At 45.1% G+C, this 21,879-nt stretch carries 21 protein-coding genes and 1 riboswitch; of the genes, 4 read left to right on the top strand and 17 right to left on the bottom strand.

The genetic code is table 11. The annotated features are described in order from the left end of the window. Positions 1-105: 105 nt before the first annotated feature. The 4 genes from R7Z77_RS02860 to yfbV form a co-directional block, all read right to left on the bottom strand. Positions 106-900 (bottom strand): ABC transporter ATP-binding protein, encoded by a 795-nt coding sequence (locus R7Z77_RS02860; protein ID WP_005387275.1) that lies wholly within the window; start codon positions 898-900, stop codon positions 106-108. Then, positions 897-1,832: an ABC transporter permease gene (locus R7Z77_RS02855; RefSeq protein ID WP_213896228.1), complete on the bottom strand. Its 936-nt coding sequence runs from the start codon at positions 1,830-1,832 to the stop codon at positions 897-899. Before R7Z77_RS02855 ends, R7Z77_RS02860 begins: the two co-directional genes overlap by 4 nt. 174 nt (positions 1,833-2,006) lie before the next feature. Beyond that, entirely contained in the window at positions 2,007-2,972 is a 966-nt protein-coding gene (locus R7Z77_RS02850; RefSeq protein ID WP_005380811.1) for an ABC transporter substrate-binding protein, read from the bottom strand. A 330-nt stretch (positions 2,973-3,302) separates the two neighbouring features. Beyond that, the gene (gene yfbV, locus R7Z77_RS02845) at positions 3,303-3,755 is read right to left on the bottom strand and encodes a terminus macrodomain insulation protein YfbV (protein WP_005380809.1); all 453 of its coding nucleotides are present in this window, start codon (positions 3,753-3,755) and stop codon (positions 3,303-3,305) included. A gap of 346 nt (positions 3,756-4,101) precedes the next feature. Here yfbV and R7Z77_RS02840 point away from each other — a divergent pair, with 346 nt between their 5' ends. The 3 genes from R7Z77_RS02840 (at position 4,102) to R7Z77_RS02830 (ending at position 8,342) form a co-directional block, all read left to right on the top strand. Next, positions 4,102-5,298, top strand: coding sequence for an acetate kinase (locus tag R7Z77_RS02840; RefSeq protein ID WP_005380807.1), 1,197 nt, complete (start codon positions 4,102-4,104; stop codon positions 5,296-5,298). Between the two features lie 136 nt (positions 5,299-5,434). Then, complete coding sequence (pta, locus tag R7Z77_RS02835) at positions 5,435-7,579, top strand: phosphate acetyltransferase (protein ID WP_005380805.1); 2,145 nt, start codon at positions 5,435-5,437, stop codon at positions 7,577-7,579. A gap of 340 nt (positions 7,580-7,919) precedes the next feature. Beyond that, on the top strand, positions 7,920-8,342 hold the full coding sequence (locus tag R7Z77_RS02830) for a hypothetical protein (RefSeq protein WP_005380804.1): 423 nt from the start codon (positions 7,920-7,922) through the stop codon (positions 8,340-8,342). A gap of 113 nt (positions 8,343-8,455) precedes the next feature. On the opposite strand, the gene R7Z77_RS02825 is transcribed toward R7Z77_RS02830, so the two are convergent. The 11 genes from R7Z77_RS02825 to moaA form a co-directional block, all read right to left on the bottom strand. Next, positions 8,456-9,403 carry a glutathione S-transferase family protein gene (locus R7Z77_RS02825; protein ID WP_213896229.1) on the bottom strand — a complete coding sequence of 316 codons (948 nt, stop codon included), beginning with the start codon at positions 9,401-9,403 and terminating at the stop codon, positions 8,456-8,458. A 167-nt stretch (positions 9,404-9,570) separates the two neighbouring features. Then, positions 9,571-10,584 (bottom strand): murein tripeptide/oligopeptide ABC transporter ATP binding protein OppF, encoded by a 1,014-nt coding sequence (gene oppF / locus R7Z77_RS02820; RefSeq protein ID WP_005387265.1) that lies wholly within the window; start codon positions 10,582-10,584, stop codon positions 9,571-9,573. Beyond that, on the bottom strand, positions 10,563-11,534 hold the full coding sequence (locus R7Z77_RS02815) for an ABC transporter ATP-binding protein (RefSeq protein ID WP_005380792.1): 972 nt from the start codon (positions 11,532-11,534) through the stop codon (positions 10,563-10,565). The genes oppF and R7Z77_RS02815 overlap by 22 nt, the downstream gene beginning before the upstream one ends. A 27-nt stretch (positions 11,535-11,561) precedes the next feature. Continuing rightward, the gene (gene oppC, locus R7Z77_RS02810) at positions 11,562-12,464 is read right to left on the bottom strand and encodes an oligopeptide ABC transporter permease OppC (RefSeq protein WP_017633861.1); all 903 of its coding nucleotides are present in this window, start codon (positions 12,462-12,464) and stop codon (positions 11,562-11,564) included. Positions 12,465-12,479: 15 nt separating this feature from the next. Further along, positions 12,480-13,400 carry an oligopeptide ABC transporter permease OppB gene (gene oppB, locus R7Z77_RS02805; RefSeq protein ID WP_005380786.1) on the bottom strand — a complete coding sequence of 307 codons (921 nt, stop codon included), beginning with the start codon at positions 13,398-13,400 and terminating at the stop codon, positions 12,480-12,482. A gap of 128 nt (positions 13,401-13,528) precedes the next feature. Next, a complete protein-coding gene (locus R7Z77_RS02800; protein ID WP_017633862.1) occupies positions 13,529-15,205 on the bottom strand; it encodes an ABC transporter substrate-binding protein in 1,677 nt (558 codons plus the stop codon). A 531-nt stretch (positions 15,206-15,736) separates the two neighbouring features. After that, entirely contained in the window at positions 15,737-16,192 is a 456-nt protein-coding gene (moaE, locus tag R7Z77_RS02795) for a molybdopterin synthase catalytic subunit MoaE (protein ID WP_017821374.1), read from the bottom strand. A 1-nt stretch (position 16,193) separates the two neighbouring features. Then, a complete protein-coding gene (gene moaD, locus R7Z77_RS02790) occupies positions 16,194-16,451 on the bottom strand; it encodes a molybdopterin synthase sulfur carrier subunit (protein WP_017636051.1) in 258 nt (85 codons plus the stop codon). Continuing rightward, complete coding sequence (gene moaC / locus R7Z77_RS02785; RefSeq protein ID WP_005380779.1) at positions 16,448-16,927, bottom strand: cyclic pyranopterin monophosphate synthase MoaC; 480 nt, start codon at positions 16,925-16,927, stop codon at positions 16,448-16,450. Before moaC ends, moaD begins: the two co-directional genes overlap by 4 nt. Before the next feature lie 26 nt (positions 16,928-16,953). Continuing rightward, on the bottom strand, positions 16,954-17,466 hold the full coding sequence (moaB, locus tag R7Z77_RS02780; protein WP_005388935.1) for a molybdenum cofactor biosynthesis protein B: 513 nt from the start codon (positions 17,464-17,466) through the stop codon (positions 16,954-16,956). 101 nt (positions 17,467-17,567) lie between these two features. Then, complete coding sequence (moaA, locus tag R7Z77_RS02775; RefSeq protein WP_064354189.1) at positions 17,568-18,557, bottom strand: GTP 3',8-cyclase MoaA; 990 nt, start codon at positions 18,555-18,557, stop codon at positions 17,568-17,570. Continuing rightward, positions 18,546-18,680, bottom strand: a riboswitch (molybdenum cofactor riboswitch). It overlaps the preceding gene by 12 nt. Before the next feature lie 175 nt (positions 18,681-18,855). On the opposite strand from moaA, the gene R7Z77_RS02770 reads away from it, so the two are divergent. Beyond that, positions 18,856-19,752 carry a YvcK family protein gene (locus tag R7Z77_RS02770; protein WP_213967583.1) on the top strand — a complete coding sequence of 299 codons (897 nt, stop codon included), beginning with the start codon at positions 18,856-18,858 and terminating at the stop codon, positions 19,750-19,752. Positions 19,753-19,889: 137 nt separating this feature from the next. On the opposite strand, the gene luxU is transcribed toward R7Z77_RS02770, so the two are convergent. Next, positions 19,890-20,234 carry a quorum-sensing phosphorelay protein LuxU gene (gene luxU, locus R7Z77_RS02765; RefSeq protein ID WP_017636054.1) on the bottom strand — a complete coding sequence of 115 codons (345 nt, stop codon included), beginning with the start codon at positions 20,232-20,234 and terminating at the stop codon, positions 19,890-19,892. Next, a complete protein-coding gene (gene luxO, locus R7Z77_RS02760) occupies positions 20,231-21,637 on the bottom strand; it encodes a quorum-sensing sigma-54 dependent transcriptional regulator LuxO (RefSeq protein WP_005380768.1) in 1,407 nt (468 codons plus the stop codon). The genes luxU and luxO overlap by 4 nt, the downstream gene beginning before the upstream one ends. Positions 21,638-21,879: the final 242 nt, after the last annotated feature.

Raw genomic sequence — 21,879 nt, 5'->3', positions numbered from 1 at the left:
TATTGAAGAATTAGAGACAAGAAATCCTCCCTGCGAGTTGACATATCAGCCAATTTTCGCAAGGAGGATCACACTTAGTAGGCGTAGTGACTTGTCGGATACCGCTTAGTTCAACAAAAGACTGTCATCTGCCAGCTCTTCACCACGCACTTTGGAGAACATATCCAACAAGTCTGGTACTTGCATGTTAGCGCGCTGCTCTCCAGCCACATCAAGCACAATTTCACCTTGGTGAAGCATTACGGTCCTATCGCCACATGCTAATGCGTCTTTCATCGAATGCGTCACCATCATCACGGTTAAATCGAACTCATCGACAATACGTTTAGTTAAGTCGATAACAAACGCCGCCATACGAGGATCAAGCGCAGCCGTGTGTTCATCAAGCAACAACAACTTACTCTCCGATAACGTCGCCATCACAAGGCTAACGGCTTGTCGTTGTCCACCAGACAGCAACCCAATGCTATCGCCCAAGCGGTCTTCTAAACCAAGACCGAGGATGCTAATTCGCTCTTGGAACAGCTTGCGACGTTTGGTAGAGAGCGCCAACCCCCAGCTGCGTTTTTTACCACGCATGTGCGCTAGAGCCATGTTCTCTTCTATCGTCAGTTCACCACAAGTCCCGGCCAATGGATCTTGAAACACTCGGGCGCATTGCGTCGCACGTTGGGCAACCGTCTGCTTGGTGACGTCTTTGCCATCAATGATCACCTGACCACCTATCATCGGCGTCTCACCTGTCACCGCACCAAGCAACGTCGATTTTCCTGCGCCATTAGAACCAATCACGGTAAGAAATTGATGCTCTGGAACCTCTAAAGAGACGCCTTTCAATGCACGATTTTCCAAAATCGTCCCAGGGTTGAACGTGACCTGAATATTATTTAGTTCGATCATAATGCCTCCCCAGAACCATTTTTTGATGCCGCTTGTTTAGCATCAGTAACGCGTTGTTTCGCTCTCATGCTCTGTTTTAGCTTTGGAGCAATAAGCGCCACAGCCACCAATACTGCGGTAACCAGGTTGAGGTCTGAAGCTTGTAAACCAAACATGCCAGAGCTCAAAGCGAAAGCCACTGCAAGGCGATAAAGTACCGAACCGATGATGACCGCAAATACCGCAACCCAAATCTTGCGCCCGGGAATAAGGGTCTGCCCCAAAATCACAGCTGCCAAACCAACGACAATGGTGCCCACGCCAGAGGTCACATCTGCAAAGCTGTTCGTTTGTGCAAACAACGCGCCTGCGAATCCCACAAACCCGTTGGATAAAGCCAAGCCAAAGTAGGTATAAAAGGCAGTGCTCGCCCCTTGCGCAGAAACCATACGCGCATTCACACCCGTGGCTCGTAAACCAAGACCAAAGTCGCTGTTCAGCAGGCGAATGACAAAGAAAGCGGACAGAAGAACTAAGGCCCCAACAACCAGAGGGCGAATAAACATCGCATCGCCCAATGCTTCAAACGGAGTGAGAATCGTATCCTCTCCAAGCAACGCCATATTAGGTTTGCCCATAATACGAATATTAATTGAAAATGCAGCGATCATGGTAAGAATGGAAGCTAACAGGTGTAAAATACCACACCGAACAGCCAGAAAAGCGGTTACCCACCCCGTCATACTACCAGCTATCATCGCCATTATTGTCGCAAGCCAAGGATTAATACCTGCGACAATCGCCGTTGCAGCTACCGCAGCTCCCATTGGAAAGCTGCCATCCACACTCAAATCGGGGAAATCGAGAACACGGAACGTAAGATACACACCCAGAGCGACTAGGCCATAAATCAAGCCAATTTCGAGTGCACCAAAAAAAGCAAATGCAGACATAACTGCTCCTTTCTGCATGCTCAGGCTGGCTAATACCAACCTGAACTTAAGACTTCTAACGTATACTCCCCTTCTTCTCTAGCAGAATGCTTTACACGAGAAATCTGGCGAGTATCAATTTTGGGGCAACCCTCTATCAACCAACGTGACAGGCTTAACCCCAAAAAGCGTTACTTATTGCATGCTTGTCGCACGTTCAATCACAGAACTTGGCAGCTTGATACCGAGCTTAGATGCTGCGCTTTCATTAATTACAAGGTCAGAGCCCGTCGCGACTTTTACATCCAGCTTGCCTGGTTCTTGACCATCAAGAATCGCCGCCACGTAATCCGCGGTTTGTACACCAACCTGGTAGTAGTCAAAACCTAAGCCTGCAATTGCACCCTTTTCGACATACGACGTCGCGCCACCAAATACAGGTTTCTTCGCTTGATTCGCTGCCACAATCATCCCTTCAATCGCACTTGCAACTGTATTGTCTGTTGGGGCGTAAAGAATGTCTGATTTCGCTGCAATCGCTTGAGTCGCAGACTGAACATCAGCACTTTTTAGTGCGGTCGCTTCAACCACTTGTATGCCTTTTGCTTTTGCGCTTTCTTTTAGTAATTCAACTAAAGTCACGGCATTAGCTTCACCGGGATTAAATACAACCCCGATGCTTTTCACCTGAGGAAGAATTTCTTGGATGAGATCGACATGCTGAGCAACGGGTGAAAGATCAGACAGGCCAGTTACGTTTTTACCTGGTTGTTCCATCGACTTAACCAATTTCGCACCAACCGGATCTGTTACCGCAGTAAAGACAACAGGAATAGAGCGAGTAGCCGACACCAAAGCTTGTGCCGAAGGTGTAGCGATGCCAACTAACACATCAGGATTTTCACCGACGTACTGACGGGCAATTTGCACCGCAATAGCTGGATTACCCTGTGCGGTCTTATAATCAAATTCTAGATTTTTGCCTTCTTCGTAGCCTTTCGCTTTCAAACCATCAAGCAATCCTTGGCGCGTCGCGTCTAACGCCGGGTGTTCGACAATCTGTGAAACTGCGACAGTTGCAGTGGCGGCCAGTACATTGGTAGAAGAGAAAATAGCAGTAGCTGATAGAACGGCAGTGGCTAATAAACGTTTCGTTTTCATCATAACTCCTTGATGTGACTTCGTCCTTGTTTCACGAGCTTTCAATATGTGTATCGACTCGTGAATTCAAATGTTTGAAGGCGGTATTGTTGTGTTCATATAACTGTGTACTTCTTGCGCATCTTGTTTTTATTATTACTACTAAGTCTTAGTAAAGAAAAGAAAGATTTAACACTAAAGCAACATTTGTGATCGGGGGGACTTCTTCATCCGGAAAGAATCTTTGGTAAACAAAGCTTCGCTCGCTTCATCAACGACCGTCAAAGTAGGTAATAGAGGCAGGATCAAAAATGGAGCGGCCAGTGCACACTCCATTTCAAACAATTTAAATTAGAACCAACGCTCTAATGACGATTTATCGAGCTGGCGAAACGCTCGGTTCAGTATTATCGCAAGCTCTTTGTAACGAGGGCGAGCTTTGACAGGCTCTAATGCAAAACCTGTTTCCACAATTTTTTGATGCAACTCCCGATACCAAGAGGCCAAAGAAGGCGGCAATTTCGTGTTGGATCGAGCACCAAGCCACCAAATGCCTTGAAGTGGCAAGCTAATCGCAAACAAGGCGACAACAATGGATTGAGGTAACGCGTGGTAATTGTTGAATGCCATTTGAGTGAGTACGCTGATCGCAGCAACGGCCGGCATGACTTTAATGCCAAAGCGAGTCGCCTTAATGATACGCTGTTCCGGAAATATGGCGCTTAGCTCTTTACGAACCGGCCAGATCTCCATGTAATTCTGGCCATCTTTCAGGCTATGGATCAATCCGACTTTATTACTCATACCGCTCTCTCACTAAAAAATAGTTGAACATTTCAACTGAAGGTACAAAAAATTGATGAAAGTTAATATTCTTTCAAATTTTTTTTGTTATCATTGCTTATTATCGCTATCCTTTGCAGACCCTCAATCTCATTGTTGCTGTTATTTACAATTTAAGCAACTCCGAGATATCTATCTGCACGGATCGCATCATAGTGATGGAAGGGTTCATCACTATTTCTTTATATGGAATTAGAACAATTTTTGACCAGGATTAGTACGCAGCCTTCTGGGTATCGGCTATTCTTGTGATTAATTTTTCATTCTTTAACTGATTTTTTATCAGACGAATAACAGGTAGTCATACATGTCTAAGCTAGTTTTAGTTTTAAACTGCGGTAGTTCTTCTCTTAAATTTGCCGTTGTTGATGCCGAGAACGGCGACGAGCACTTGTCAGGTCTTGCTGAGTGTCTTCACCTTCCTGAAGCTCGCATCAAGTGGAAACTTGATGGCAAGCACGAAGCTCAACTAGGCAATGGTGCAGCTCACGAAGAAGCACTAGCGTTTATGGTAGAAACTATTCTTGCTTCTAAGCCAGAGCTTAAAGCTAACCTAGGCGCAATCGGTCACCGTATCGTTCACGGCGGCGAGCAGTTCACTCAATCTGCACTAATTACTGATGAAGTTCTAAAAGGTATTCAAGACGCTGCAACATTTGCACCTCTTCATAACCCTGCTCACATCATCGGTATCGAAGCGGCTAAGAAAAACTTCCCAGAGCTGAAAAACGTTGCTGTATTTGACACTGCGTTCCACCAAACTATGCCTGAAGAGTCTTACCTATACGCTCTTCCATACAACCTATACAAAGAACACGGTATCCGTCGTTACGGCATGCACGGTACTTCTCACTTGTTCATCACTCGTGAAGTTGCAGGCCTACTAAACAAACCAGTTGAAGAAGTAAACATCATCAACTGTCACCTAGGTAACGGCGCATCTGTATGTGCGATCAAGAACGGTCAATCTGTAGACACTTCTATGGGTCTTACTCCACTTGAAGGTCTGGTAATGGGTACTCGCTGTGGCGACATCGACCCTGCTATCGTCTTCCACCTACACGACGCTCTAGGTTACTCTGTTGATCAAATCAACACGATGCTAACTAAAGAGTCTGGTCTTCAAGGTCTAACTGAAGTGACTTCTGACTGTCGTTTCGTTGAAGACAACTACGGTCAAAAAGAAGAAGCAACACGCGCAATGGACGTGTTCTGCCACCGTCTAGCTAAATACGTTGCTGGCTACACTGCTTCAATGGAAGGCCGTCTAGACGCAATCACTTTCACTGGCGGTATCGGCGAGAACTCTGGCCCTATCCGTGAAATGGTTCTAAACCGTCTTGGCATCTTCGGTATCGAAGTAGATAGCGAAGCTAACCTTAAAGCTCGCTTCGGCGGCGAAGGCGTTATCACGACTGAAAACAGCCGTATCCCTGCAATGGTTATCTCTACTAACGAAGAGCTAGTCATCGCTGAAGACACTGCTCGCCTGACAGGTCTTTAATTGAATTCCTGGCTAGCCACTCGGCTAGCCAGATTTTCATTCAAACGAATTTCTTAGGGGCTCAACTCCTATTCTTCGAGCTTCATGGAATAAGAGTTGAGCTTTTATCCCCCAAATAGCTAAAGGTACTCTACGAATGTCTCGTACTATTATGCTTATCCCTACTAGCGCAGGCGTTGGCCTAACAAGCGTTAGCATGGGTGTTCTTCGCGCTATGGAGCGTAAAGGCGTTAAAGTTTCTTTCTACAAGCCAATCTGTCAGCCACGTTCAGGTGGTGATCAGCCAGATCTGACTTCAACTATCGTTGGTCGTAACAGCGATATGAAGATCGGTGAACCAATGGCGATGTCTGTTGCTGAAAGCCTAATCGGTAACGACAACATGGACGAGCTGCTAGAAACCGTTGTTGAACGTTACAACCAAATCAACAAAGACGCAGACGTTACGCTAATCGAAGGTCTTGTACCTACTCGTAAGCACCCATTTGCAAACCAAGTAAACGCGGAAATCGCGGCAACACTTGGTGCAGAAATCGTGCTAGTTGCGACTCCAGGTACTGATAACCCTGCGCAACTGAAAGAGCGTATCGAAGTAGCATGTTCTAACTTCGGCGGCACTAAAAACAAAAACATCTCAGGTGTTATCATCAACAAGCTAAACGCTCCTGTTGACGAAGCTGGCCGTACTCGCCCTGACCTATCTGAAATCTTTGACGATGCAGACAGCGCGAAACAAAACGAATTGAAAGTGATGGAAATTTTTAACACTTCTCCAATTCGTGTACTAGGTTGTGTGCCATGGAGCATTGATCTGATTGCGACTCGTGCAATCGACATGGCTAAGCACCTGAAAGCAGATATCATCAACGAAGGTGACATCAACACTCGTCGCATCAAGAGCATCACTTTCTGTGCACGTTCTCTGCCAAACATGATTGAGCACTTCAAACCGGGCTCTCTACTTGTTACTTCTGCAGACCGTCCTGATGTTATCGTTGCTGCTTCTCTTGCTGCAATGAACGGTGTGGATATTGGTGCAGTACTGCTAACTGGCGGTTACGATATCCCTAGCGAAATCGAAGGCCTATGTAAACCAGCATTCGACACTGGTCTACCTATCTTCAAAGCACAAGGTAACACTTGGCAAACGTCTCTAAACCTACAGAGCTTCAGCATCGAAGTACCTGCAGACGATAAAGAGCGTATCGAGTTCATCAACGAACACGTTGCTGGCCACATCGACGGTAACTGGATCGAGTCTATGACTGAAGGCACTCAGAAGTCTCGTCGTCTAAGCCCACCAGCGTTCCGTTACCAGCTAACTGAACTTGCTCGTAAAGCAGGTAAGCGTATCGTTCTTCCAGAAGGTGACGAACCACGCACAGTTAAAGCAGCGGCAATCTGTGCTGAACGCGGCATTGCAGACTGTGTACTTCTAGGTAACCCAGATGAAATCCGTCGCGTAGCGGCTCAACAAGGCGTTGAGCTAGGTACTGGTGTAACCATCATTGATGCAGATGCTGTTCGTGAAAACTACGTTGCTCGCCTAGTTGAGTTGCGCGGTGCGAAAGGCATGACTGAAGTTGTGGCTCGTGAGAAGCTACAAGATTCAGTATTCCTAGGCACAATGATGCTTGAGAACGACGAAGTTGACGGCCTAGTTTCTGGTGCTGTTCACACTACGGCGAACACTATCGTTCCTCCGTTCCAAATCATCAAGACGGCACCAAATGCGTCTATCGTATCTTCAGTATTCTTCATGCTTCTGCCTGATCAAGTACTGGTTTACGGTGACTGTGCAATCAACCCAGATCCAACTGCTGAACAGCTTGCTGAAATCGCTATCCAATCTGCTGACTCCGCAGCAGCATTCGGTATCGAACCACGCGTTGCAATGATCTCTTACTCTACTGGTGAATCTGGTAAGGGTGCAGATGTTGATAAAGTACGTGAAGCAACAAAACTGGCTCAAGAGAAACGTCCTGATCTTATCATTGACGGTCCTCTACAGTACGACGCTGCTATTATGGAAAACGTTGCTGCTTCTAAAGCACCAAACTCTCCAGTTGCAGGTAAAGCGACAGTATTTGTATTCCCAGACCTAAACACGGGTAACACAACTTACAAAGCGGTACAACGTTCAGCTGACCTAGTATCTATCGGTCCAATGCTGCAAGGTATGCGTAAGCCTGTAAACGACTTGTCTCGTGGCGCGCTAGTAGACGACATCGTGTACACCATCGCTCTAACAGCTATCCAAGCAGACCAAGAAGCTAAATAATCGCTTCTGACATCTAGTTGGATATAGATACAAAGCCCTCGATTCGTCGAGGGCTTTTTCTATTGCTGGCCAGAACACTTATTTGTTTTTTATACCAATCACTGCACAACCTATAATGACTGGTGCACAAAGCTTTCTCCCTATCGCCCCCATACCTAATCGACATTGCTCGTGCTTGTTCTTACACCGATTGACCCACTCCCAAAAATGCATTGGCTCCAAAGCAGCACGGTCCCTGTTCAATTTATCGACATTATTTACGTTTTAGCTAAACTTTTTTGCTAGGAAATACGTAAAAGCTACTGCAATGCACAAACTCATTGACTGCTAAGGAATATATATGAAGGATTTCATCAATACATCACTGATAAAGTTTGGTTTAGCTGCGTTTCTGATTAGTTTTTCTTCATTCAGCTTTTCCGCCCCGAGTATTAAAGGCGTCGATCAAGATATGTCCGGAGGAACGGTGACCGCTGAAATGGCTCATGCTGATGACAATGGGTGGATGGTTGTCCACCGAACAGACGAATCAATGAAGCCTGGTCCTGTTATCGGCTACGCTCCGTTAAAAATGGGAAAGAATGAAAACGTAAATGCAATTTTGATGGAACCAGTAGAATCAGGCGATATGCTGATGTTAATGGTCCACGGAGAGAAAGGTGGCATGAAGACTGGTGTGTTTGAGTATACGCTCGGCGCTAAAGAGGACGGTCCTGTAAAAGTGGACGGAAAGCTAGTGATGGACATCGTACGCGCTAAGTAAGGTGACGATGAATGAAAAAGTAAACTCCTACTCCCGGTATTTAGATGACACAAAAGTACTTAACGGCATTGCTAACCGTTAAGTACTTTTTCATTTGCGATGGAAGCAGCAAACTAGCCAATCCTTTCTCTTCCATGAGGAGTATTTAGGTCTAAATCAGGCCCTTTTGGTACAACTTGCGTCGGATTAATCCCAGTGTGGCTGAAGTAGTAGTGGCGTTTAATGTGATAGAAATCCGTCGTGTCTTCGACGCCTTCAACTTGATATAACTCTTTTAAGTAGCCTTGTATATTTTCGTAGTCTGCGATGCGCTGCTTGTTACACTTGAAATGCCCCACATACACCGCATCAAAACGAATAAGAGTCGTAAACAAACGCCAATCAGCCTCAGTAATTGTGTTCCCTGCTAAGTAACGATGCGTCGCTAAGTGAGCATCGATTTTATCTAACGCATTAAACAAAGAATCAAACGCTTCTTCATACGCCTCTTGTGTAGTCGCGAAGCCACAACGATACACTCCGTTGTTGACATTCGGATAAACAAAATCGTTCCACTCATCAATAACGTGTTTTAGATGATCTGGATAGTAGTCGTCGTGATTCCCTGTTAACGCATTGAATTCCGAATTGAACATGCGAATGATCTCTGACGACTCGTTTGACACAATAGTATTGGTCTTTTTATCCCAAAGTACAGGCACGGTTACGCGGCCCGTGTAATCGGGTTTGGCCTGCGTGTAAATTTGATACATGCGCATGTGACCAAACAATGGCTCAGGAAGCCCCATTTGCCAACCTTGGCTGAGCATATCAGGGCAAACGACCGTGACATCAATATGTGGTTCTAAACCTTTCAGCTTGCGGAAAATGAGGGTTCGATGTGCCCACGGACAAGCAAGAGAGACATACAAATGGTATCGACCGGACTCTGGTGTAAACTCCGCATCAGGGTCGTTTTTAACCCAGTTACGGAATCCGGCATCTTCGCGCACAAATTTGCCACCATTTGATTTTGTGTCATACCAGACATCTTGCCAAACACCTTCAACCAACTTACCCATGATTGCTCTCCTCTCGTTCTGTTTGTGTCTATATTAGCGTTTCCTATCAAACAGAGAATCATCGAACTTAGGACATCATGTTCAAGAAATTCGAATGTATAAATCAGACACATAAAAAAAGCGCGACCCGATGAAGGTGTCGCGCTTAAGCCCGTCACAGGCTGAATTTATACACTAACGTGTAAACAAGATACCGCGTGAACGTCATTACCTAAAATGGTTGGCTTTGTCTTCGCACACTCTTCGGTTGCTTGTGGGCAACGAGTGCGGAATACACAACCCGACGGTGGGTTGATAGGTGAAGGAAGATCACCCTCTAGCATTTGGATTTTCTTATTGCGCTCAATATCCGGGTCCGGGATCGGAACCGCAGACATCAGCGCACGCGTATATGGGTGCTTAGGATCAGCAAACAGAGCCTCGGCCTCGCCAAGTTCCACGGCATTACCTAAATACATAACTAAAACGCGATCTGAAATGTGTTTAACGACAGACAAGTCATGCGCAATGAATACCAGAGAAAGCCCTAACTCTTTTTGAATCTCTTTAAGTAGGTTAACCACCTGAGCTTGAATAGATACATCAAGCGCCGATACTGGCTCGTCACAAATGATCATCTTAGGCTTAAGGATAAGCGCACGCGCTATCCCGATACGCTGACACTGACCACCCGAGAACTCGTGTGGGTAACGGTTAATCACGTTAGGTAATAGGCCAACTTTCGCCATCATCTCTTTAACGCGATCTTTCACTTCCTGCTTAGACAGTTCTGGATAGAATGTCTCAAGAGGTTCAGCAATGATATCACCAACAGTCATACGCGGATTCAGCGATGCCAATGGGTCTTGGAAAATCATCTGAATTTCTTTACGCGTCTCACGGCGCTGAACGCTTTTCATTTTAGTAAGGTCTTGACCCAACCAAACTACTTGGCCGTCAGTAGCTTCAACCAGACCAATGATGGCACGAGCAAACGTCGATTTACCACAACCTGATTCACCTACTACACCAAGCGTTTCCCCTTCGTATAGTCGAACGTTCACGCCATCTACCGCTTTCAGGCTCGAAGGCTTTGACCACGGCCATGCCGACTTTGAGGCAATGCTGAAGTGAACTTTCAGCTCAGAAATGTCCAGAATTAGTTTTTTGTCTACTGCGTTCATTTGTTCCAAGCCTCCCATTCAGAAAAACATGCACGCTGACGACCATCACCAAATGGTGTCAGAATTGGCGCCTCGCGCTTACAACGATCCATCACACGGTGACAGCGCTCTTGATAAGGGCAGCCCGGCGGTAGACGAAGCAAGTTTGGTGGATTACCAGGAATGGTCGGCAGAATTTCACCCTCAGTATCGAGGCGAGGAATCGCCTTCAGCAGCCCCTCCGCATAAGGATGGCTTGGATTGTAGAAAATTTCGTTTACGTTGCCGTACTCCATGGTACGGCCTGCATACATCACCAGCACCTTGTCACACGAACCTGCAACCACACCAAGGTCGTGAGTGATCATGATGATCGCTGTGTTGAACTCAGATTTCAGCTCATTCAACAAGTCCATGATCTGTGCTTGTACCGTCACATCAAGTGCTGTTGTTGGCTCATCGGCTATAAGCAGTTTAGGACGACATAACAACGCCATCGCGATCATTACACGCTGACGCATACCGCCTGAAAACTCATGCGGGTACATCGTGATACGCTTACGCGCTTCAGGGATTTTTACCGCTTCCAGCATGCGTACTGATTCTTCAAATGCTTCCGCTTTGCCCATGCCTTTGTGCAGCATAAGCACTTCCATCAACTGATCACTGACTTTCATGTAAGGGTTCAGTGATGTCATTGGGTCTTGGAAGATCATTGCGATCTGTTCCGCACGCACTTTGTTCAGTTCTTTTTCTGGTAAGTTTAGGATTTCTTTGCCTTCAAACTTTGCGCTACCAGAAATAATACCATTCTTAGCCAAAAGGCCCATGATTGCGAATACGGTTTGAGATTTACCTGATCCCGACTCTCCAACGATACCTAAGGTTTCGCCTTGGTTGAGAGAGAAGTTCAAATCGTTTACTGCGGTTACGATACCATCTTGCGTGGTGAATTCGACGCGCAGATCTTTGACATCTAATAAGCTCATCATTGCTTCCTTAATCTTATCTTTTAATTATCTGTCTTTTGGATCCAGCGCATCGCGCAGGCCGTCACCAACGTAGTTGAAGCAGAATAGCGTCACAACCATGAACACTGCTGGGAATGCCAGCTGCCAGATTGCTACTTCCATTGTCTGTGCACCTTCTTGTAGAAGAGCGCCCCAACTTGTCATTGGTTCCTGGACACCAAGACCAAGGAATGATAGGAATGATTCCGTTAGAATCATACTTGGGATAAGCAGCGTAGAGTATACCGCTACAATACCCAGTACGTTCGGTACGATATGACGAGTAATGATTTTCCAGTTGCTTACACCACACACATGTGCCGCTTCGATAAACTCCTTGCTACGTAGACTAAGAGTCTGGCCACGTACGATACGCGCCATATCTAGCCATGCGATAGCACCAATCGCAACGAAGATCAGCATGATGTTACGACCGAAGAATGTTACCAGTACAATCACCAGGAACATAAACGGTACCGCGTATAAAATTTCTAGAATACGCATCATTACGCGGTCAACTTTACCGCCGATGAAACCAGATGCTGCGCCGTAGAGCGTACCAATCAGTACCGCTACAAATGCACCCATAACACCTACCATCAACGAAATACGACCTCCAATTAGCGTACGCACGTATAAATCACGGCCTAAGCTGTCAGTACCAAACCAATGGTCAGCATTCGGTGCAACGTGCATCGCGTACCAGTCAGTATCATCAAATGTGTACGGTGCGATCATTGGCAGGATAATAACCGCCAACGTCATTAGAACAAGAAGGAATAAGCTCACCATCGCCGCTTTGTTGCGCATGAAACGGATACGAGCATCTTGCCAAAGACTGCGACCTTCAATCTCCAAGTTTTCGGAGAATTTCTCAATCGCTTCTAGGTTTTCTTTTTTCGTTAACATAACCAAACGTCCCTGTTAGTAGCGAATTTTCGGGTCAATCATTGCAAGTAAAATATCTACAATCGCGTTGAATAGAATGAATAGGAAACCAATCAGAATGGTTACCCCCATTACTAGCGAGTAGTCACGGTTAAACGCAGCGTTAACGAATAGTTTACCAATACCAGGCAGACCAAAAATGGTTTCGATAACAACGGAACCGGTGATGATACCTACGAAAGCTGGGCCCATGTAAGAAACAACAGGGAGAAGTGCCGGCTTAAGAGCGTGTTTGATAATGATATAACGGTAACTTAGACCTTTAGCACGTGCCGTACGAATAAAGTTACTGTTTAGGGTTTCGATCATCGAACCACGCGTGATACGAGCAAAGGTAGCAACATACAGTAGCGACATACCAATAACAGGAAGCACTAAATACTGCCAGCTACCATCTTGCCAACCGCCCGCAGGGAAGATATTCCAATGAAGCGAGAATATGTAGATAAGCGCAGGCGCTAATACAAAGGATGGCATTACGACACCAAGCATCGCAGTCGACATAATGGTGTAATCAATCCAAGTATTTTGCTTGAGCGCAGCAATGGTACCGACGGTAACCCCCATTATCAAAGTAAAGATAAAGGCGATGAAGCCCACTTTAGCCGAAACAGGTAAGGCAACCGCGATCAGCTCGTTTACTGAGTAATCAAGGTATTTAAATGACGGTCCGAAATCACCTTGGATAACATTGGTCAAATACGTGGTGTATTGTTCAAATACAGGTTTATCCAAGCCATATTTAGCTTCGATGTTTGCCATTACTTCGGGTGGCAATGGACGCTCTGTCGAGAAAGGGTTTCCCGGTGCAAAGCGCATAAGAAAGAAAGATACGGTGATCAAAACCAACATTGTTGGGATCGCCTCAAATATCCTTTTTGCGATGAATTTAAGCATAAACTCACTCTTTCAGTCTGTGACAGTTAAATTAAAGAAGTCGTCCAATTCTTTTGGACTAAAGATAGGCGCTACATGCAATTTCTCACATGTAGGGCCTCATTTTTATAGTTCTATCGAGTTACGAATTACTCTGTGATGTAGAGATCTTTAGAGTAAATCTTGTCTTCCGCGTTATTTACTGGGAAGCCACCAACTTTCGGTGATAGTAGACGTGATTTCACGTACTGGTAGATAGGTGCGATTGGCATATCTTTTGCCATCAACTTCTCTGCTTCTAGGTAAAGTGCTTGGCGCTCTTCGTCAGAAGTTGAAGCAAATGCTTTGTTCATGATCGCATCGTACTCTTTGCTGTCGTAGTGAATACCACCAGTAGTGTTATTACTCATCATCAGCGTTAGGAAAGATGAAGCTTCGTTGTAGTCGCCACACCAACCTGCACGAGCAACCTCAAAGTTGCCAGAATCTTTGGTAGATAGGTAAGTTTTCCACTCTTGGTTTTCTAGCGTAACGTCTAGACCAAGTGTCTTCTTCCACATTGAACCCAGTGCAACCGCAAGTTTCTTGTGGTTCTCTGATGTATTGTATAGAAGGTTAAATTCAAGAGGGTTGTCTGCGCCGTAACCCGCTTCTTCCAATAGACGCGCAGCTTCTGCGTTACGCTCTTCTTGCGTCATTTTGCCGTATGCAGGAATTTCTGGGTTGAAACCTGCCGTAATTTCAGGTGTTAGGAAGTAAGCTGGCTTTTGACCTTGACCTAAAATCGCATCGGTCACAATGTTACGGTCAATCGCATAAGAAATCGCTTTACGCACACGAACATCATCAAACGGCTTTTTCTTCGTATTGAAGATGTAGTAGTAAGTACATAAGTTACCGGTTACAGACACTTCTTGTGGGTGCTCTTTCTTCAGACGCTTGAAGTGCTCTGTAGGCAGCTCGTTCGTGAAGTCGATTTCACCCGCTAGGAAGCGGTTCATTTCCGCTACTTGGTTCTCGATTGGTAGGAAAGTAACTTGGTCAAGCGTCGTGTTTTCGTTGTCCCAGTACTGTTCGTTACGTTTTAGAACCAAACGCTCGTTTACAACCCAGTTGTCAACAACATAAGCACCGTTACCTACAAAGTTCTCTGGCTTCGTCCATTGATCGCCGAACTTTTCAACAGTTGCTTGATGAACAGGTTTCACTGTCGTGTGGCCCATCATCATTACAAAATATGGTACTGCAGTATCTAACTCAACCACTAACGTGTGATCGTCAACCGCTTTAACACCTAACTCGCTCTTATCTTTTTTACCCGCAACAATGTCTTTTGCGTTCTTCATCTTGGTGTATTCCATGTACCAAGCATATGGAGAGGCGGTTGCTGGATCGACTGCGCGTTGGAAGCTGTAAACGAAATCACCTGCAGTGACAGGATCACCGTTTGACCATTTTGCGTCTTCACGTAAGTGGAAAGTGTATGTTTTGTTGTCTTCAGTTTCCCAAGATTCTGCAACACCAGGGATAGTGTTACCGTCCGCATCTTGGTTTACAAGGCCTTCAAGAAGATCGCGAATCACGTGGGATTCTGGAACACCTTGAGATTTATGAGGGTCTATTGTCGCAACTTCTGTACCGTTACCACGCACCAATTCTTGAACAGCAGCAAGTTTTGGCTCTTTAGAATCAGATTTAGCTTCAGGGGCTGGAGCCGGAGCAGGCTCAGCAGCTTGTTTCTCCGCAGGCTTTTCACCACAACCAGCTAGAGCGAGAGAAAGACCAGCACCAATAAATAAAGCGCGCGTGATTTTATTCTTATACATGCGTAAAACTCCAAATTTTTTCGTTAGCATCCATGACTTCTTTGTAAGGGCCTGGAACGGTCAGAGTTTTAGATTTTTTTAGTGCACTTTCTGAGCACAAAAGTCTAAAACCTTACAAAGACTGCGGCACACATTAGCAATCATTGAAGTAATTTGCCATAAAAATGTAGCAAAAAAACCAATAATGCTGACTAAACCACACATATATAGCAGTAAACTCTAACCCCAAAGCATTCACCAGCCAAATAAAGACCAGAAGCGACATTTAACAGGCGAAACTTTCGATTAATCTGAGTTTAAACTATTTACTAGCATCTTATGCTAGATATTTACACATCATTTAACATTTATGACAAATCAAGTCTAACAAATAATTGTTTATATATTGGGCAAAAAACTTTTATTGTGAAGAATATCACCAGACAAAAGATAGGAAATATCGAAACAAAGTGAGCAATACAATGAAGATAAATACAAAAAAAGCTAAGTGCCATTAGCACTTAGCTTTTTTCACTAGAATGCGGGTTAGTTCTATTTTTCCCAACGCTGTGCAGCTTGATGATCGGTGTCGCGCGACTCAACCCAACGATCTTCATTCGTCGTACGCTCTTTTTTCCAAAATGGTGCTTGGGTTTTCAGATAATCCATGATGAACTCGCACGCATCAAATGCCGCGCCGCGGTGCGCACTGGAAACGCCCACAAATACAATTTGATCACCGCTATCCATGTCTCCGACACGATGAATCACGCGTACACCTAATAGTGGCCAGCGAGACTCAGCTTGATCGCAAATGTCGCTCAAGCTCTTCTCTGTCATCCCCGGATAGTGCTCTAGATGTAAACCAATGACATTATCCCCAAGGTTCATATCTCGAACTTTACCAACGAATGTAACGACAGCGCCGGCAGCCGTCCCTTCAGATAGACGTTGATATTCTTGCTCAACCGAAAAATCTTCAATTTGTACAGAAACACGAGAATCCATCTTAACCCCCAGTTACCGGCGGGAAAAACGCAACTTCGTCACCTGCTTTTACTTGTGTATCCAAAGGGACGATGGATTGGTTCACTGCAGCAAGTAGCTTTCCTGGCTCGAGCGCTAAATCCCACTTGCCATCTTTCTCAGTGCCTTCTTCCACTAGATGTGCACGAATTGATTCAACCGTCTCAAACGGCCCGTCTAACTCGACACTGTCGATGCCAATCAGTTCGCGAGTTTGAGCAAAGAAAAGTACTTTAATCATGATTCCACCTTAAAGTGACCAGATTTACCACCCGTTTTCTCTAATAGACGAACTTGACCAATAACCATGTCTTTTTGTACTGCTTTACACATATCGTAAATCGTTAGAGCAGCAACGGAAGCTGCCGTGAGCGCTTCCATTTCCACGCCAGTTTTACCCGCAAGTTTACATACTGATTCGATGCGAACTTTGTTTTCTGCTTCGATAGCTTCCAGTTGAACTTCAACTTTAGAGAGTAGTAGCGGATGACAAAGTGGAATCAAATCCCAGGTTTTCTTCGCAGCTTGAATACCAGCAATACGAGCCGTCGCAAATACATCACCTTTATGGTGCTGGCCAGAGACAATCAGTTGAAGTGTTTCTGGGGCCATGTGAACAAATGCTTCAGCACGAGCTTCACGAACCGTCTCCGTTTTTGCTGACACGTCAACCATGTTTGCTTCGCCAGAAGCATTGATATGTGTAAATTGGGTCATTGTTTTTCCTTCGCTTTTAGGAAAGGTTATACAGATAGGTGTGGCATGAAGTTACAAGGGCGATGACTTGCATCCAACTGCTGTTTAATAATTTTTGTCCAGCCTGTGCGGCACGCACCAGTTGAACCTGGCATTGCGAAGATCACGGTGTGGTTAGCAAAACCAGCAATCGCACGAGACTGAATCGTAGACGTACCGATCTCTTCGTACGACACCATACGGAACAACTCACCAAAACCTTCAACTTCTTTATCAAATAGAGGCTTAAGTGCTTCTGGCGTGCTATCACGTGAGGTGAAACCTGTACCGCCAGTAATCATGATCGCTTGTACGCTTTCATCAGCAATCCATTGAGAAACAATCGCGCGGATCTTGTACATGTCATCAATAACAATTTGCTTGTCTACTACGTTGTGACCCGCTTCTTGAGCATGCTCAGCTAGGTAACGACCAGAGGTATCGTTTTCTTCAGTACGAGTGTCAGATACCGTTAGAACGGCAATATTTGCAGGTTGGAATTTGCTTTCAGCGTGACCCATTTGTTCACCTATTCTCTTAATTAGCTTTGATACGCTTGGTATCGATTCGGAAAAAGTTAGAGCCAGCTTATCAGTGAGCTCGCTCTAAAAATTGAATGAAGTTAGCCGCCGATAGACGCGAGGTGTGGCGTCATACCAGTATTGCCATCATGCAAGAAATGGCTTACCGACTTGGTTTGTAACTGCGCCTGGATACGTTCAATAAGCTCACTCTCTTGCTCATCACGTTCCAAAAGATCACGCATTTCTACACCGTGGTCTCCAAACAGACATAGGTGCAGCTTACCCATCGCAGAAACGCGCAGTCGGTTGCAGCTTTCACAAAAGTCTTTTTCATAAGGCATGATAAGACCTATTTCACCCTTGTAATCAGGATGAACAAATACTTGCGCAGGACCATCATTATGCGAGCGCACTTTCAGCAACCAACCATTTGCAATTAGCTGGTTACGAATTGCCACTCCGGATACATGGTGCTTATTAAATAGCTCATCCATCTCACCCGTTTGCATCAACTCAATGAAACGCAGTTGGATTGGACGATCTTTTATCCAGTTAAGAAACGCTGGCAGCTCGTGATGGTTCAGATCTTTCATCAACACCACATTAACTTTTACTTGCTCATAACCGACCTCGAACGCACGTTCGATACCATTCATGACTTCAGTAAACTTATTTTCACCTGTGATTTGATGAAACATACGCGGGTCAAGGCTATCCACACTGACATTAATGTGGGTTAAACCCGCTTCACGCCAATCTGCGACTTGTTTTGCCATACGATAGCCATTGGTTGTCGTTGCAACTTTTTGAATGCCAGGCGTCGCCGCTACTGAATGGATAATGTCGGTAAAATCTTTGCGTAAGCTAGGCTCACCACCAGTGATGCGCACTTTTGACGTGCCACAATCAGCGAATGCTTTTACGACCCGTTTGATTTCAGGGAGAGATAAAAAAGACGAGTTTTTATTGCCCGAAGGCTTATAGCCATCAGGAAGGCAATAGGTACATTTGAAATTACATACGTCGGTCACAGACAGACGCAAGTAATAAAACTTACGATGAAATTTGTCTTCGAATTGTTGCGCCACGGAACACCTTTCCAAACACGGGAGGCATGGCCATTTCCAATCATGCCCTTGTGACAGTATGCCACTGGCTCAAAACGCTTATCCAAGGACTTAGCAATAGTGAGCTCGGAGTTATGGCAACCAGAGATATGAAATCTCTGATAGCTTTGCGGTGTAAAATACTTAATATTTGTAATGGAATCCAGACTTGAGTGATAAAAAACTCTCTAGAGACACAATTTACCGCTAAGTGAGTACCTTTAAGACACTCCTTAAGATAAATTGTAGCCGTTTTTTATTAGATTATTAGAAGAACATAATGAATATCTACACAGATAAAAAAGTGGTCGCTGTTGGCGGTGGTCATGGCTTAGGTCGAATGCTGGCCGCATTACGAGATTTTGGCAGCAATGCAACTGGGATTGTTGCCACGACTGACAATGGTGGTTCAACAGGAAGAATTCGTCACTGCCAAGGAGGAATCGCTTGGGGAGACACACGTAACTGTATTAATCAGCTCATTACAGAGCCTTCGATCAGTTCTATGATGTTTGAATATCGCTTCAAAGGCACTGGCGAACTTGATGGTCATAATCTTGGTAATTTGATGCTTACTGCACTCGATAACTTATCGGTCAGACCTTTAGATGCCATTAATCTGATTCGCAATATGTTAAAAGTCGACGTTAACATCCTTCCTATGTCCGAACACCCTTCGGATCTTTCCGCGTTATCCGTAGATGGGAAGTGGGTTACGGGAGAAACAAATGTCGACGAAATGAAAGCAGACTTGCGACGTTTGGATCTTTCACCAGAAGTGCCTGCTACCAAAGAAGCCATCACAGCTTTGGCGGAAGCGGACGCGATTATTCTTGGCCCTGGCAGTTTTTTAACTAGTATCATGCCTCCTTTATTGCTGCCTGAACTCGGCAAAGCGATTGCAGCAAACACAAAAGCAAAAGTCATTTTTGTTGCTAACCTGAGTCCAGAATACGGCCCAGCGGGACGAATGACGATGGCTCAAAAATTAGAATGGTGTGAACGTGCCTGTCAAGGAAGAAAAATAGACGTGGTTCTAGCAGAGAAAACCGAGCAAGACGTCTTAAGTCAATGGAATGTAGTGACGGAGTCACTCGCCTCCTATAACCGAGACTGGCGTCACGATAGAAACAAGCTCAAACTAGCGATTGAAAATCAGCTACAACTTTCTATTTAAGAGCACGTTACCTGGCTAGCGCCCTCTTTTAAGGTGTTTATTGATAATGAAAACCCTTCTGTCATCGAAGGGTTTTAGTTCAGGCATCCAGTAAAAACAGATGTTTACTAAGAAAAAATGGTTAATAGAAAAAATAGCTACTGTCGCCAAGAGCGATAAGCATCTCGAGTTTCGTGCAAAAGATCGAACATAGCCTCTAACTCCTCAGACTCCGCAGTCAACTCACCGGCTTTCGCTTTTTTGTCTATGGACATAGCCAGTTCACAAAGGCGATCTGCCCCAAAGCTCGCAGCACTACTTTTCAACGCGTGGCTGATTTCTTTTGAGTAAGCTAATCGCTCTGCCCCCTGCAGTTGGGATAAGTTCTCGATATAGGTATCCATTTCTCCTAGGAAGATATCGAACAGTACAGGTACGTTGTCACTGCCAATTTCCATCGACAGTTCATCTATTTTTTGCTGATTTAATACATTTACACTCATACTTTTTGCCGCTCTTCCTTGCCGTTCCATGCCTGTAACTTGCGGTAAATCGTCGACGGACTGACATCAAGATATCCCGCCGCTCGAGGAATATTGCCATCACATGCTTCAATCGCTTGCTCGATTGCCATTTTTTCCGTCATCCATAATGGCATAATCTCAGATGCGGTCATCGCTTTCGGCTCAATTAATTTAGCCACAGACGACGGACGGTCAAGCGGTTGATTCAACGGTGGCGGTAACATGTCCAACGTAATCTCTTTACCGTTGTTTAGAACAACGATATTGCGTAGCACGTTTTGTAACTGACGAACGTTACCCGGCCACTCATAGCTGTTGAATCGCTCGATGACATCAGGCGCAAAACGTATGAAGCTTTTTCCTTCTTCGTGTGACATGTAACCTAGCAGTGAGTATGCAATTTCAATAACATCTTCGCCTCGTTCGCGTAAAGGCGGTAAATGCAAAGGAATGACATACAAACGATAGTACAAATCTTCACGGAATCGACCTTCTTGTACCTCTTTCCAGGGATCACGGTTAGTGGCACAAACAAAGCGCACATCCACGCTCTTCATTTTTGAGGAACCCACTTTTTGGAATGTGCCCGTTTGAATAAATCGTAGCAACTTGGTTTGTAAATCCAAGTCCATCTCACAAAGCTCATCTAGAAAAAGTGTGCCGCCATCCGCTAACTCAGCTGCCCCTTGACGATCATTCGCAGCGCCAGTAAAGGCCCCTTTTACGTGACCAAACAGTTCACTCTCAATCAAATCTTTTGGAATTGCAGCACAGTTAATTGCAATAAAAGGTTTGTCACCACGTTTACTTGCTGCGTGAATAGCCTCGGCACATACCTCTTTACCAGTACCACTTTCACCTGTGATAAAAATACTCGCTTTACTGCTCGCCGCTGAATCTATCGTACGGTAAACCTGCTGCATGGTTTGGCTACTGCCGATAAACCCCTGATAGCTCTGATTGCCTGGATTATCGGCTTCATTTTTTAGCTTGGTCGCTTTACGAATTGCATTGTTAACCGTGACACGTAAACGGTCTGCTTCACACGGTTTAATTAGAAAGTCTTGTGAGCCATGACGCATGGCCTCGACAGCGGTATCGATAGAACCGTGAGCGGTCATAAAAATTATAGGTACGTCGGGATGACTCTTTTTAACGGCATGTAAAACGTCCATCCCCGTCATATCTGGCAGACGGAGATCGAGTAAAATAAGATCTGGAATTCGATGATTTAGGCTCTCAATGGCATCCCTACCTGTGCCGACAATATTGATATCTATGCCAAGCGGTGTCAGGTATGAGCGGTACAGAGCCGCAACAGATGCGGTGTCCTCGACCATTAAAAGGTAACGAGACTTTGGGCCTTCGGGTTTTTGTTGCATAACCTAGCTATTATTTTGTTGTGTTTTAAACAATAATCGCATTACGCTTTGCATTTTGCAAATAACATTAGCTAAATTATGGGCAAAGGAAAAAATTCAAAAATAATATCAATTATTTAAAAAGTGGCACAAACCATGCTGTAACCATTGTGACCCCTCGGGTCAGCTAGCCAACTGACGTTGTTAGTGAACGATATGTTCACAAAACAAGCCAATAGACCCGACTGCCTATTGGCTTCTTT

It is taken from the genome of Vibrio sp. 1401, from assembly GCF_033340295.1.
This window is presented reverse-complemented; position numbering and strand designations above follow the sequence as displayed.